The sequence below is a fragment of the Citrobacter sp. Cpo091 genome (genome assembly GCF_030332645.1).
Classification (GTDB): Bacteria; Pseudomonadota; Gammaproteobacteria; order Enterobacterales; family Enterobacteriaceae; genus Citrobacter; species Citrobacter portucalensis.
Window position 1 is genome coordinate 59,717 of the sequence record NZ_JAOWHL010000039.1, and the last position, 14,020, is coordinate 73,736.

Genomic DNA, 14,020 nt, shown 5'->3' on the forward strand with positions numbered 1-14,020 from the left:
AAAGAAGCCGCCCTCAGGCGGCTCCTTTAAAAATTAAGACTGCTTGGACATCGCAGCAACTTCTGCTGCAAAGTCAGTCTCAACTTTCTCGATGCCTTCACCCACTTCAAAGCGGATGAAACCAGTTACGTCAGCGTTATGCTCTTTCAGCAGCTGACCAACAGATTTGCTCGGTTCCATGACGAAAGGCTGACCGGTCAGAGAAACTTCGCCGGTGAATTTCTTCATGCGGCCTTCAACCATTTTCTCTGCGATTTCTTTCGGCTTGCCAGACTGCATAGCGATGTCCAGCTGAACCTGGTATTCTTTTTCTACCACTTCAGCGGAAACGTCTTCCGGTTTAACGAATTCTGGTTTGCTTGCAGCAACGTGCATTGCCAGCTGTTTAACCAGTTCTTCGTCAGCGCCAGTTGCAGCAACCAGAACACCGATACGAGCACCGTGCTGGTAGTTACCCAGAACTTCGCCTTCCAGGGAAGCAACGCGACGGATGTTGATGTTCTCACCGATTTTAGCAACCAGAGCAACACGTTCTTCTTCGAACTGTGCTTTCAGAACTTCAACGTCAGTGATTTTGCCAGCAACGGCAGCGTCCAGTACTTTGTCAGCAAATGCCTGGAAACCAGCATCTTTAGCAACGAAGTCAGTCTGGCAGTTAACTTCCAGAATGAAAGCGATGTTGCCGTCGATTTTGGTTTTGATTACGCCGTCAGCAGCAACGTTGCCTGCTTTTTTCGCCGCTTTGATTGCACCGGACTTACGCATGTTTTCGATTGCCAGCTCGATGTCGCCATTAGCTTCAGTCAGTGCTTTTTTGCAATCCATCATGCCTGCGCCAGTACGCTCACGCAGCTCTTTTACCAGGGATGCGGTAATTTCAGCCATTCTAAAATCCTCGGAAGATTTGATCTGCCCGGCATGAAACCGCACAGATTTAAAAGTGAAAAAGGGGGCCATATACAGGCCCCCTAACCAAACGTGATACTACCTGGCCTATATCCGTCATTCTTCCAGCTGCAGGTGCGTTGTTTTCCTTACTCACCCCAGTCACTTACTTATGTAAGCTCCGGGGGATTCGTTGCGTCAACGCCTTCCTGCAACTCGAATTATCTTGGATATATAAGGGGTCGCTCTAACGAGCGTGCCTTATTATTCAGCTTCTACGAAGCTTTCTTCCGCCTGGGAAGCCAGATCCTGAGAACGGCCTTCACGAACGGTAGTAGCTACAGCGCCCAGGTACAGGGTCACAGCACGGATTGCGTCGTCGTTACCCGGGATAACGAAGTCAACACCGTCCGGATCAGAGTTGGTATCAACGATAGCAAATACTGGGATACCCAGGTTGTTTGCTTCTTTGATAGCAATGTGCTCGTGGTCAGCATCGATTACGAACAGAGCGTCCGGCAGACCGCCCATGTCTTTGATACCGCCCAGGCTGTTTTCCAGTTTCTCAAGCTCACGAGTACGCATCAGCGCTTCTTTCTTGGTCAGCTTTTCGAAAGTACCGTCCTGAGACTGAGTTTCCAGATCTTTCAGACGTTTGATGGACTGACGAACGGTTTTCCAGTTAGTCAGCATACCGCCCAGCCAGCGATGGTTCACGAAGAACTGGTCGCAGCTGTTAGCAGCTTCTTTCACCGCTTCGCTTGCAGCGCGTTTAGTACCAACGAAAAGGATTTTACCTTTACGAGCAGAGATCTTGTTCAGTTCAGCCAGAGCTTCGTTGAACATCGGTACAGTTTTCTCAAGGTTGATGATGTGAACTTTGTTACGCGCACCGAAGATGAACGGCTTCATTTTCGGGTTCCAGTAACGGGTCTGGTGACCGAAGTGAACACCAGCCTTGAGCATGTCGCGCATGGAAACAGTTGCCATGATTAAAACCTCTATATATAAAAGTTGGGGTTAAGCCTCCACGCATCCCATATTACCGACCCCAAAGGGCACCCCGGAATATGTGCCGATACGTGTGTGTTGTTACACAAAGTGAGATTTGTCGCTCCCGTCCATCGTGTGTAGTCTTCGAATGGATCGGAAGTCCGGCGCGCTTTATACCACAAATACGCCACCGACACCAATAATTGTTGGCGGTCTGTGCTGAATGAACGATGAATTTCGTGTTACAGGAAGGCGGCAAATTTTTGAATCCCCGGGAGCTTACAACCAGTAAGTGACTGGGGTGAAAAAATGTAGCCAACGCATCTGTGGCACGAAAGGCGAAGTTCAGAATGATTCTCAATTTGGCAGGGTACACCCCAGACTGATACCATTGGCAGCACTTAAACAATTATTGCCGATATCATCGGCACTGATGGACAGAATTTATGGCTATCTCAATCAAGACCCCTGAAGAAATCGAAAAAATGCGCGTCGCTGGCCGCCTGGCCGCTGATGTACTGGAAATGATCGCGCCGTTTGTTAAACCGGGCGTCAGCACCGGCGAGCTGGATCGCCTCTGTAATGACTATATCGTGAATGAGCAGCAGGCCATTTCCGCCTGCCTGGGCTATCACGGTTATCCGAAATCCGTGTGCATCTCTATTAATGAGGTAGTGTGCCACGGGATCCCGGACGACGCCAAGCTTCTGAAAGACGGCGATATCGTTAACATCGACGTCACCGTAATTAAAGACGAGTACCACGGCGATACCTCCAAGATGTTTATCGTCGGCAAACCTACTATTCTGGGCGAGCGTCTGTGCCGCGTCACACAGGAAAGCCTGTATCTGGCGCTGCGAATGGTAAAACCGGGCATTCGCCTGCGCACGCTGGGCGCTGCGATTCAGAAATACGCGGAAGGCGAAGGTTTCTCTGTTGTTCGTGAATACTGCGGTCACGGTATCGGTCGCGGCTTCCATGAAGAGCCACAGGTTCTGCACTACGATGCAGACGACGGTGGTGTGGTACTGCAGCCGGGCATGACGTTCACCATAGAACCGATGCTGAATGCCGGTGATTACCGCATCCGCACCATGAAAGACGGCTGGACGGTGAAAACCAAAGACCGGAGCTTGTCTGCACAGTACGAGCATACTATTGTAGTGACGGAAAACGGCTGTGAAATTCTGACGTTACGCAAGGATGACACCATCCCGGCGATCATCACACACGGCGAATAATGTTTTGCCTGATGGCGATGCATTCGCATCTTATCAGGCCTACAAATTGTACTACTTAGTAGGCCGGATAAGGCGTTCACGCCATCATCCGGCTTTTTAATGGGTGGCGCATAATGAATACTCTTCCTGAACAGCACGCAAATACTGCCCTCCCCACCCTGCCTGGCCAACCGCAAAACCCAGGGACATGGCCACAGCAAGATCTCAACTGCTCCGGCATTAAAGCGCATATCGACACCTTCCAGAACTGGTTAGGCGAAGCGTTTGACAGTGGAATTTCCGCAGAACAGCTCATTGAGGCCCGCACCGAATTTATTGACCAACTGCTACAGCGTTTGTGGATAGAAGCTGGGTTCGGGCAAATAGCCGATCTGGCGCTGGTTGCCGTTGGCGGCTACGGGCGAGGCGAACTGCACCCGCTTTCCGATATTGACCTGCTGATCCTGAGTCGTAAAAAGCTGCCTGATGCGCAGGCCGAGAAAGTCGGTGAGCTGTTAACGCTGCTATGGGACGTGAGGCTGGAGGTTGGGCATAGCGTGCGTACGCTGGAAGAGTGTCTGCTGGAAGGATTATCAGATTTAACCGTCGCCACCAACCTGATTGAAACACGCCTGCTGATCGGCGATGTGGCGCTGTTTCTGGAGCTGCAAAAGCATATTTTTAGCGAAGGTTTCTGGCCTTCCGACAAGTTTTACGCCGCTAAAGTGGAAGAGCAGAATCAGCGCCACCAGCGCTATCACGGCACCAGCTACAACCTGGAGCCGGACATCAAAAGCAGTCCCGGCGGCCTGCGCGATATCCATACCCTGCAATGGGTGGCGCGTCGCCATTTTGGCGCCACCTCACTGGACGAAATGGTCGGCTTCGGCTTTTTGACACTGGCTGAACGCGCCGAGCTGAATGAATGTTTGCATATCCTGTGGCGGATTCGCTTCGCCCTGCATCTGGTCGTTAGTCGTTACGACAACCGCCTGCTGTTTGACCGCCAGCTCAGCGTGGCGCAAAGGCTAAACTACGGCGGCGAAGGCAACGAGCCTATCGAGCGGATGATGAAAGACTATTTCCGCGTCACCCGACGGGTCAGCGAACTGAATCACATGCTGTTGCAACTGTTCGACGAGGCGATCCTCGCCATGCCCGCCGATGAAAAACCGCGCCCGATTGATGACGACTTCCAACTGCGCGGCACGTTGATCGATCTGCGCAACGACGATCTGTTTATCCGCAAACCAGAAGCGATACTGCGGATGTTTTACATCATGGTGCGTAACAGCGCGATCAGCGGGATTTACTCCACCACGCTGCGCCATTTGCGTCATGCCCGCCGTCATTTAACGCAGCCGCTGTGCTACATCCCGGAAGCGCGATCGCTGTTTCTCAGCATGTTACGCCATCCGGGCGCGGTGAGCCGCGGTCTGCTGCCGATGCATCGCCACAGCGTGTTATGGGCCTATATGCCGCAATGGTCGCATATTGTCGGCCAAATGCAGTTTGACCTGTTTCATGCCTATACGGTGGATGAACACACCATCCGCGTAATGCTCAAGCTGGAAAGTTTTGCTAACGAAGAGACCCGTCAGCGCCATCCGCTGTGTGTGGATCTATGGCCGCGTCTGCGACAGCCGGAGTTGATTCTGATTGCCGCGCTGTTCCACGATATCGCCAAAGGTCGCGGCGGCGATCACTCGGTACTCGGCGCTCAGGATGTGCTCAAGTTCGCCGAACTGCACGGCCTGAATTCCCGCGAAACGCAGCTGATCGTGTGGCTGGTGCGCCAGCATTTGCTGATGTCGGTGACCGCTCAGCGCCGCGATATTCAGGATCCCGAAGTAATTAAGCAATTCGCCGAAGAGGTACAAACGGAACACCGTCTGCGCTTTTTGGTGTGTCTGACCGTCGCGGATATTTGCGCCACCAACGAAACGCTGTGGAATAGCTGGAAGCAAAGCCTGCTACGCGAGCTGTACTTCGCAACGGAAAAACAACTCCGTCGTGGCATGCAAAATACGCCGGATATGCGTGAGCGTGTACGCCATCATCAGCTTCAGGCGCTGGCGCTACTGCGAATGGACAACATTGATGAAGAAGCGTTGCACCACATCTGGTCACGCTGTCGCGCCAACTACTTCGTGCGTCACAGCCCAAATCAGCTGGCCTGGCATGCGCGCCATCTGCTGCAACACGATCTCAGCAAGCCGCTGATCCTGCTCAGCCCACAGGCCACGCGCGGCGGGACAGAAATTTTCATCTGGAGCCCTGACCGCCCTTACCTGTTTGCCGCCGTCTGCGCCGAACTGGACAGGCGTAATCTTAGCGTCCACGATGCGCAGATTTTCACTACCCGCGATGGGATGGCGATGGATACGTTCATCGTGCTGGAACCGGACGGCAGCCCGCTGTCTTCAGACCGACATGAAGCGATCCGTTTTGGACTGGAACAGGCCATCACGCAGCGCAGTTGGCAGCCACCGCAACCGCGTCGCCAGCCGGCAAAATTACGCCACTTTACCGTCGATACTGAGGTCACCTTTTTGCCGACCCATACCGACCGAAAATCATTCCTGGAGCTTATCGCTCTCGACCAGCCCGGCCTGCTGGCGCGGGTCGGGCAGATTTTTGCCGATCTGGGAATTTCGCTGCATGGCGCCCGAATTACAACCATTGGCGAGCGAGTAGAAGATTTATTCATAATCGCCACCGCCGACCGGCGCGCCCTTAATAATGAGCTGCAGCAGGAAGTGCATCAACGGTTGACAGAGGCCCTCAATCCAAACGATAAAGGGTGATGTTTTTATTTATTATGGAAAGAGTTTAACAATGCAGCAGTTACAGAACGTTATTGAGTCCGCTTTCGAGCGCCGTGCCGACATTACTCCGGCAAATGTAGATACCGTAACCCGCGAAGCGGTGAATCAGGTTATTTCTTTACTGGATTCCGGTGCACTGCGCGTCGCAGAGAAGATTGAGGGTCAGTGGGTCACGCATCAGTGGCTGAAAAAGGCGGTCCTGCTCTCTTTCCGTATTAACGATAATCAGGTCATCGAAGGTGCGGAAAGCCGTTACTTCGATAAAGTACCGATGAAATTCGCCAACTACGACGAAGCGCGCTTCCAGAAGGAAGGTTTCCGCGTGGTTCCGCCTGCGGCCGTGCGTCAGGGTGCGTTTATCGCCCGTAACACCGTGCTGATGCCATCTTACGTAAACATCGGCGCTTATGTTGATGAAGGTACGATGGTTGATACCTGGGCGACAGTCGGTTCCTGTGCGCAAATCGGTAAAAACGTACACCTGTCCGGCGGCGTTGGCATCGGCGGCGTACTGGAGCCGTTGCAGGCTAACCCAACCATCATCGAAGACAACTGCTTCATCGGCGCACGCTCTGAAGTGGTTGAAGGCGTGATCGTCGAAGAAGGTTCTGTTATCTCCATGGGCGTGTACATCGGTCAGAGCACCCGTATTTACGATCGCGAAACTGGCGAAGTGCATTACGGTCGCGTTCCGGCAGGCTCCGTGGTCGTCTCCGGCAACCTGCCGTCGAAAGATGGTAAATACAGCCTGTACTGCGCGGTGATTGTGAAGAAAGTCGATGCCAAAACGCGTGGCAAAGTGGGAATCAACGAACTGTTGCGCACTATCGACTAACAGCGATTTGAAAAAGCGGGCTTAGCCCGCTTTTTTTACATCTGCGAGTGGCATAAACAAGGCTTTTCGTTAATTATTCAATGGTTATAGTGAGCTTAAGGGTACCGCTATGTATGACAATCTGAAAAGTCTGGGCATTACTAATCCTGAAGAGATCGATCGTTACAGCCTGCGGCAAGAAGCCAACAACGATATCCTGAAAATCTATTTCCAAAAGGATAAAGGCGAGTTTTTTGCCAAGAGCGTGAAGTTCAAATATCCCCGTCAGCGCAAAACGGTGGTAGCTGATGGCATCGGCCAGGGTTACAAAGAAGTGCAGGAGATCAGTCCCAACCTGCGCTATGTGATCGATGAACTGGATCAGATCTGCCAGCGCGATCGCAGCGAAGTCGATCTTAAACGCAAGATCCTTGATGATTTACGTCATCTCGAAAGCGTCGTGACCAACAAGATCAGCGAAATTGAAGCCGATCTGGAAAAACTGACGCGTAAATAACCGCGCGTGAATGTATTCGTAAGCCGGGTAAGGCGAAGCCGCCACCCGGCATTTTGCCTGATAAGCGTAGCGCCATCAGGCAATTAATCAATGCTGTTCATCCAGTTGTAACGCCACATACAGCAGCAGTCTGTCGTCAAAATTCCCCAGATCCAGTCCGGTCAGTTCTGAAATACGATTCAGGCGATATTCCAGCGTATTGCGGTGAATAAACAGTGCCTTTGAGGTGGCCAGCGGCTGGACGTTATGACGAAACCATGCCGCCAATGTCCGACGCAGCAACCCATTGTTATCCATCGCTTTCAGCCTCACCAACGGACGCGCCAGCTCATTGGCCTGCCAGCCGCCGCGCAGGCTGTCCAGCAGTACTGGCAGCATCAAATCCTGATAGAAATAGCTACGGCTTTCCGGCATCCGCTGCTTGCCGACCATCATGGTAGTGCGCGCCGTACGATACGAACGGGCAATGCTACCGGGCCCGGTAAAATAGTTGCCCAGCGATACGCGAAAACGCAGCTGTCCGTTCTCTTTCATACGGGCAATAAGCTGCTCAACGCGCTTACGATGATCTTCAGCGTCCCAGCGGCCAAACTGATTGAGCGCCGGTTTCAGCACCACCATCTCGGTCAGGGAAACAATCGCAATCAGATTATTACGTTCGGGTGTGGTCAACGCATTCTGCAATTGCTGTAACTCCGCCATCGCACTGTCAACGCCAAGCTGGCCGCTGTCAACCTCCACTACCGCCACCACGCGTGGCTGGTTCAAATCAATGCCTAAACGCTGGGCCCATTCCATCAGCGCTGGCGTATTCTCTTCCGCCTGAATCAGGTTCATCACCAGCTCTTCACGCAGACGGCTATCCTGCGCTAACAGATGCATCAAGCGCGACTGTTCCAGCATCATTTCGGCGGTCATACATACTAACTCGCCGTATTTGCGCAGATGCTCCGGCTCGCCGGTAAGGCCGATAACGCCAACGATTTCGCCTTCCAGACGTAGAGGCAGGTTTATCCCCTGTCGTACACCGTGCAAGTGACGTGCCACCGCATCGTCGATATCGACCACCCGACCCTGCGAAAGCACCAGCAGCGCGCCTTCGTGCAATTCACCAATACGTTCGCGATCGCCGCTGCCGATTATCCGCCCACGGGCATCCATTACGTTGATATTGGTATCAATGATGCGCATGGTACGCGCCACGATATCCTGCGCCATTTTGGTATCAAGATGCCAACCAGCCATAAACCCCTCCTGTGAGCAGAGCTCAAGCATAGGGAAGATAATAAGCGGCGACATTGTGCAAATGCACAAAGCGAAAGGGAGAAGTATGGAGTTGTGGGAAGTATCACAAAAAGAAACCCCTTCCTGTGCAGGAAGGGGTTGAGGGAGATTACTGCATCAACAGATAGATGGAGCTGTCACCGCGCTGAATGTTCAGCGCCAGTACAGCCGGTTTGCTGTCGAGGATTTTGCGCAGTTCAGCGATGTTTTTCACCGGCTGCTGGTTCGCGCCGATAATCACATCCCCTTTCTTCAGGCCAATCTGTGCAGCCGGAGAATTCGGTTTCACGTCGCTTACCACGACACCTTTGTCCTGGCCTTTGTTGCTCATATCGGCACCTTCGATGCCTTTAAAGATAGAGCTGGAGTCAACCTGAGTCTGGCTGCTCTGCTGCAATTCCAGGTTCACGGTGACCGGCTTGCCGTCACGCAGCAGACCCAGGGTGATTTTGCTGCCAACCGGCATCGTACCGACCTGCGCACGCAGGGCGGCAAAGCTGCTAATAGGTTTGCCGTTCAGGGAGGTAATCACATCCCCGGCTTTAATCCCCGCTTTCGCTGCGGATGAGTTCGGCATCACCTGGCTGACGAATGCGCCACGCTGAGCGTCAACTTTCATCGCTTTCGCCAGCTCAGAGCTCAGCTCGGTACCCATAATGCCCAGCTCACCGCGTTTAACCTGGCCAAACTCAACCATCTGCGAGGTCAGGTTTTTCACCATGTTGCTTGGGATCGCAAAACCGATACCGATGTTACCGCCGTCCGGTGCGAGGATCGCGGTGTTAATACCGATCAGCTCACCGTTCAGGTTGACCAGCGCACCACCGGAGTTACCCCGGTTGATCGCAGCATCCGTCTGAATAAAGTTTTCGTAGTTCTCCGCGTTCAGGCCACTACGTCCCAGCGCAGAAACAATACCGGAAGTCACCGTTTCACCAAGGCCAAACGGGTTACCAATTGCCACGGTGTAATCACCCACGCGCAGCGCATCGGAATCTGCCAGCTTAATCGCCGTCAGGTTTTTCGGATCCTGAATTTGGATCAGCGCGATATCGGAGCGCGGATCTTTACCCACGATCTTCGCGTCAAATTTACGACCATCGCTCAACTGAACTTTAATCACCGTGGCGTTATCTACCACGTGGTTATTGGTCACGACATACCCTTTCGCGGCATCAATAATTACGCCGGAACCGAGTGCCATAAATTTCTGCTGCTGGCCGCCGCCATTGTCAGCGCCCGGTGCGCCGCCCTGGCAGAACGGTGAACTCTGGAACGGAGAACCGTCCTGGCAGAACGGTGAATTATCACCGAAGAACTGCTGGAAATTACGCGGCATGCGCGGCGTATTTACCGTCGTGCTCCCCTCGACGTTAATACTTACCACCGATGGCATCACTTTTTCGAGCATCGGGGCCAGGCTTGGCATCTGTTGGGCGGTCATTGCTGAAGACGACGTCTCAGCCGCTGTAGCAGACAGGGGGGACAACGCCAAACCTAAACTCAGAGCCAGTGCACTCATTGCTAATGTGGTTTTTTTCATGTGTTTCGTTCTCGATTAACAGGTAACGCAAAATTGCTGTATACGTCAGAGTCGTTTTATAGCGCTAAGTTCCAGAATTAAGTTTAAGGAAAAAGTAAAATTTTATTGTCCGTCTTTACAAATGAGTATTTATTGTTCTACGGCCATCAAGCGACGATATTCATCCCAGGCATACAAATCTGTCATTCCGCTGATATAATCCTGAATCAGCCGGCAGCGATAATAATATTCCAGAACCGAATACTCGGCACACCCCGTCGATATTTTACTAACCGCCTCAACATACGCAAGACGATGGCGGGTAGACAACTTCTGAAATAAACGGGACTCGATAGGAAAACGTTTTACTCTTTCATTGTCGACCAGTTCAGAAAAATCTGACTGAGACATTTTTAATAACGGCTGATAGATCTCCAGCAACCCGCTGATCACCCGATAGCCCTGTAGTTCCAGTTGTTCAACATCCGGATGGCTAAACACATGTTTTACCGCCACATTTTTATAAACACCCAGTAACTGGCTGAAGCTACTGGCATCTTCTAGCAGCGCATGATTAAAGCTGCCTTCATAAATCTGCGGCAAATTATCAATAAACCGCTGGGCCGCATATGGCACCAGTTTATTCAGCGTATTGACGCGTAAATACATAAAGAACTGATCTTCGGTACTCCGGCTTAATGTATTTGAACGTGACTTCTCCCAGGCGTTTTCAACAACCTGGCTAAACAGGGAACCTTTTTCATGCTGCCCCCACGCCTCATACAGATGGTGATAAAGTTGCTCGACGCTAAAGATTCTTTTCTCAACGGCATCTTCCAGATCCGCCACGCAATAAGAGATATCATCGGCAGCTTCCATAATCCAGGTTAATGGAAAGCGACTGTAAGGCGCTAATGATAATTCTTTACGCAACCGCTCAATATACGGTTCTTCAGAAAGGTAATAACCCGGCTTCTTCATTAAATAGTTATGTGTCTCGGGTGCACTGCCGCGCCACCACGCCGGACGGGTATATTTTAAAATACCGCCAACCTGCGCCCAGGTAAGGTTCATACGCATCAACGTATGCACAAGGCGAATACCCTGCGCATTGCCTTCAAAATGGCACAGGTCCTGGCGTACCTTACGGCGAATATCATTCAGCGACTCTTCGCCTTCACGCAACCGTAATGCCGTCACCTGGCAACGGTCATCACTTAGGGGCTGACTTTCTGCGTCTGCGGGATACAGTCGCTGGCGAAACCAGTCATTAATTGCCGCCTCCCCAAAATGGCCAAACGGCGGATTACCAATGTCATGCATCAGGCAGGACATTTCGACAATACTCTCAAATGGCCCTGTCAGTTCATCCAGGCCATACTGCTCCAGCAGCTTTAGTTCTTTCAGTCGGCTGAGGATCTCTTTCGCGATATAGCGCCCAACCTGCTGAACTTCCATCGAGTGCGTCAAGCGCGTGCGTACTGCCGCATTACGCTCCAGCGGAAAGACCTGCGTTTTTTGTTGCAGTCGGCGAATTGCCGGAGAATTGATAATACGTCCGCGATCGCTTTCGAAAATACGCAGGATCTCATGCTCAGTCTTCACGCCCTGCGGCGAACGGTAACGACGATGCCAGTTTATTTTTTTTCGGAAATCGATCTGTGCCATGTCCTCTCCCGCCTGAGAAATGCGCTACCCCTTAAGCGCATGATAGACTATGCCCTCAAATCTGGCTTATCGCGAGTAAATCTATGAAAATCGGCATCATTGGTGCAATGGAAGAAGAAGTTACGCTGCTGCGTGACAAAATCGAAAACCGTCAGACCATCGCGCTCGGCGGTTGTGAAATTTACACCGGCCAACTGAACGGTACAGAGGTTGCGCTGCTGAAATCGGGTATCGGTAAAGTGGCTGCGGCACTGGGCGCTTCGTTGCTGCTTGAACGCTGCAAGCCGGACGCCATCATTAATACCGGTTCAGCGGGCGGCCTGGCCTCTACGCTGAAAGTCGGGGATATCGTAGTTTCTGACGAAGCGCGCTATCACGACGCCGACGTCACTGCCTTTGGCTATGAATTTGGTCAGCTACCGGGCTGCCCGGCGGGTTTTAAAGCCGATCCTGCGCTGGTTGCCGCAGCAGAATCCTGCATTGCGGAACTGAATCTGCATGCCGTTCGCGGACTTATCGTCAGCGGCGATGCCTTCATTAATGGATCCGTAGGGCTGGCTAAAATTAAGCACAACTTCCCGCAGGCGATTGCCGTTGAGATGGAAGCGACCGCAATTGCGCACGTTTGCCACAACTTTAACGTGCCATTTGTCGTGGTTCGCGCTATCTCTGACGTTGCCGATCAGCAGTCCCATCTCAGCTTTGACGAATTCCTGGTGGTTGCCGCGAAGCAGTCAAGCCTGATGGTCGAAACGCTGGTACAGAAACTGGCGCATGGCTAAATTACTCTCCAGGGCGCTGGTCGCCCTGCTTTTCACTCTCCCGGCGTTCCTTTACGCCGCGCCGCGTGTTGTGACGCTTTCTCCTGCCAATACTGAACTCGCTTTTGCCGCTGGCATTACCCCCGTTGGCGTCAGCAGCTATTCAAACTACCCGCCAGAAGCCAAAAATATTGAGGAAGTCTCAACCTGGCAAGGGATGAATCTTGAACGTATTGTGGCGCTGAAACCTGATTTGGTTGTCGCCTGGCGCGGGGGAAATGCTGAGCGGCAGGTGAATCAACTAACCTCTCTGGGTATTAAGGTCATCTGGGTGGACGCCGTTACCATTGAGCAGGTTGCCGATGCGCTACGCCAATTAGCGGCATGGAGCCCCAAGCCTGAACAAGCTAAACAGGCGGCGCAAACCATGCTTGATGACTATGCTTTACTTAAATCTCAGTATGCCAACAAACCGAAAAAACGCGTGTTTCTCCAGTTTGGTGCCAATCCTCTGTTTACCAGTGGAAAAGGTTCTATTCAGCACGAAGTTCTTGAGGTATGCGGCGGAGAAAACATCTTTGCCGGTAGTCGGGTTCCCTGGCCGCAGGTTAGCCGTGAGCAGGTCCTGGCACGAGCCCCCCAGGCTATTGTTGCCACAGGCGGTCCGGGTGAAACTCTGAAAATTGAGCAATACTGGGGAAACCAGCTAAAAATACCCATTATTACACTTAATAGTGACTGGTTCGAACGCGCGAGCCCGCGTATTATCCTCGCCGCAAAACAACTCTGTAATGCGCTTTCACAGATAAATTAGCGCCTGCCCCCACCAGGTCTGTTGTGAGGATTTAAAAATGCTCGTCTATTGGCTTGATATTGTCGGCACCGCGGTATTTGCAATCTCTGGCGTATTACTGGCCGGAAAATTACGTATGGATCCGTTTGGCGTCCTGGTACTCGGCGTGGTTACTGCCGTTGGTGGTGGAACGATCCGCGATATGGCGCTGGATAATGGACCGGTTTTTTGGGTTAAGGATCCGACCGATCTGGTGGTGGCGATGATCACCAGCATGCTGACGATCCTGTTGGTACGTCAACCAAGACGCATACCGAAATGGATCCTTCCGGTGCTGGATGCCGTTGGTCTGGCTGTGTTCGTAGGTATTGGGGTCAACAAGGCATTTCTCGCAGGAACAGGGCCGCTGGTGGCGATTTGTATGGGGGTGATTACCGGCGTTGGTGGTGGGATCATTCGCGATGTGTTAGCTCGTGAAGTCCCGATGATTTTGCGTACCGAGATCTACGCCACAGCCTGTATTATCGGCGGGATCGTGCATGCGACAGCGTTTTATACCTTTGATGTTTCACTGGAAAACGCCAGTATGATGGGGATGATTGTCACGCTGCTGATTCGGCTTGCCGCCATTCGCTGGCATCTGAAATTGCCGACGTTTGCGCTGGATGATAACGGGCGTTGATATGACGATACAGAACATGTAGGCCGGATAAGGCGTTTACGCCGCCATCCGGC

12 protein-coding genes are annotated in these 14,020 nt (G+C 52.3%); 7 read left to right on the forward strand and 5 right to left on the reverse strand.

Annotation, left to right across the window (positions count from 1 at the left end; translation table 11 throughout):
• Positions 1–33 precede the first annotated feature (33 nt).
• Complete coding sequence (tsf, locus tag OGY04_RS16750) at positions 34–885, reverse strand: translation elongation factor Ts (protein ID WP_003018551.1); 852 nt, start codon at positions 883–885, stop codon at positions 34–36.
• Positions 886–1,149: 264 nt separating this feature from the next.
• Positions 1,150–1,875, reverse strand: coding sequence for a 30S ribosomal protein S2 (rpsB, locus tag OGY04_RS16755; protein ID WP_003018553.1), 726 nt, complete (start codon positions 1,873–1,875; stop codon positions 1,150–1,152).
• A 449-nt stretch (positions 1,876–2,324) separates the two neighbouring features.
• Here rpsB and map point away from each other — a divergent pair, with 449 nt between their 5' ends.
• From map to OGY04_RS16775, 4 genes are all read left to right on the forward strand, one after another.
• The gene (map, locus tag OGY04_RS16760; protein ID WP_003829182.1) at positions 2,325–3,119 is read left to right on the forward strand and encodes a type I methionyl aminopeptidase; all 795 of its coding nucleotides are present in this window, start codon (positions 2,325–2,327) and stop codon (positions 3,117–3,119) included.
• Between the two features lie 113 nt (positions 3,120–3,232).
• Positions 3,233–5,905, forward strand: a complete 2,673-nt coding sequence (glnD, locus tag OGY04_RS16765) for a bifunctional uridylyltransferase/uridylyl-removing protein GlnD (protein WP_003829184.1) — start codon at positions 3,233–3,235, stop codon at positions 5,903–5,905.
• 31 nt (positions 5,906–5,936) lie between these two features.
• On the forward strand, positions 5,937–6,761 hold the full coding sequence (gene dapD / locus OGY04_RS16770) for a 2,3,4,5-tetrahydropyridine-2,6-dicarboxylate N-succinyltransferase (protein WP_003829186.1): 825 nt from the start codon (positions 5,937–5,939) through the stop codon (positions 6,759–6,761).
• A 109-nt stretch (positions 6,762–6,870) separates the two neighbouring features.
• The gene (locus OGY04_RS16775; protein WP_005132126.1) at positions 6,871–7,257 is read left to right on the forward strand and encodes a DUF3461 family protein; all 387 of its coding nucleotides are present in this window, start codon (positions 6,871–6,873) and stop codon (positions 7,255–7,257) included.
• 87 nt (positions 7,258–7,344) lie between these two features.
• On the opposite strand, the gene cdaR is transcribed toward OGY04_RS16775, so the two are convergent.
• The 3 genes from cdaR to dgt all read right to left on the reverse strand — a co-directional run bounded on the left by cdaR (position 7,345) and on the right by dgt (position 11,731).
• Positions 7,345–8,502 (reverse strand): DNA-binding transcriptional regulator CdaR, encoded by a 1,158-nt coding sequence (cdaR, locus tag OGY04_RS16780; RefSeq protein WP_003018564.1) that lies wholly within the window; start codon positions 8,500–8,502, stop codon positions 7,345–7,347.
• 148 nt (positions 8,503–8,650) lie between these two features.
• A complete protein-coding gene (gene degP / locus OGY04_RS16785; protein WP_003829191.1) occupies positions 8,651–10,084 on the reverse strand; it encodes a serine endoprotease DegP in 1,434 nt (477 codons plus the stop codon).
• 129 nt (positions 10,085–10,213) lie between these two features.
• Positions 10,214–11,731: a dGTPase gene (gene dgt / locus OGY04_RS16790; protein ID WP_060682723.1), complete on the reverse strand. Its 1,518-nt coding sequence runs from the start codon at positions 11,729–11,731 to the stop codon at positions 10,214–10,216.
• An 83-nt stretch (positions 11,732–11,814) separates the two neighbouring features.
• Between dgt and mtnN the strand changes: the two genes are divergently transcribed.
• From mtnN to OGY04_RS16805, 3 genes are read left to right on the forward strand one after another with little or no spacing between them, the layout of a single operon-like run.
• Positions 11,815–12,513, forward strand: a complete 699-nt coding sequence (mtnN, locus tag OGY04_RS16795) for a 5'-methylthioadenosine/S-adenosylhomocysteine nucleosidase (RefSeq protein ID WP_079934974.1) — start codon at positions 11,815–11,817, stop codon at positions 12,511–12,513.
• Entirely contained in the window at positions 12,506–13,306 is an 801-nt protein-coding gene (gene btuF / locus OGY04_RS16800) for a vitamin B12 ABC transporter substrate-binding protein BtuF (protein WP_003829197.1), read from the forward strand. The genes mtnN and btuF overlap by 8 nt, the downstream gene beginning before the upstream one ends.
• Positions 13,307–13,343: 37 nt before the next feature.
• A complete protein-coding gene (locus OGY04_RS16805; RefSeq protein ID WP_003829199.1) occupies positions 13,344–13,967 on the forward strand; it encodes a TRIC cation channel family protein in 624 nt (207 codons plus the stop codon).
• The last annotated feature ends 53 nt before the right edge of the window (positions 13,968–14,020 follow it).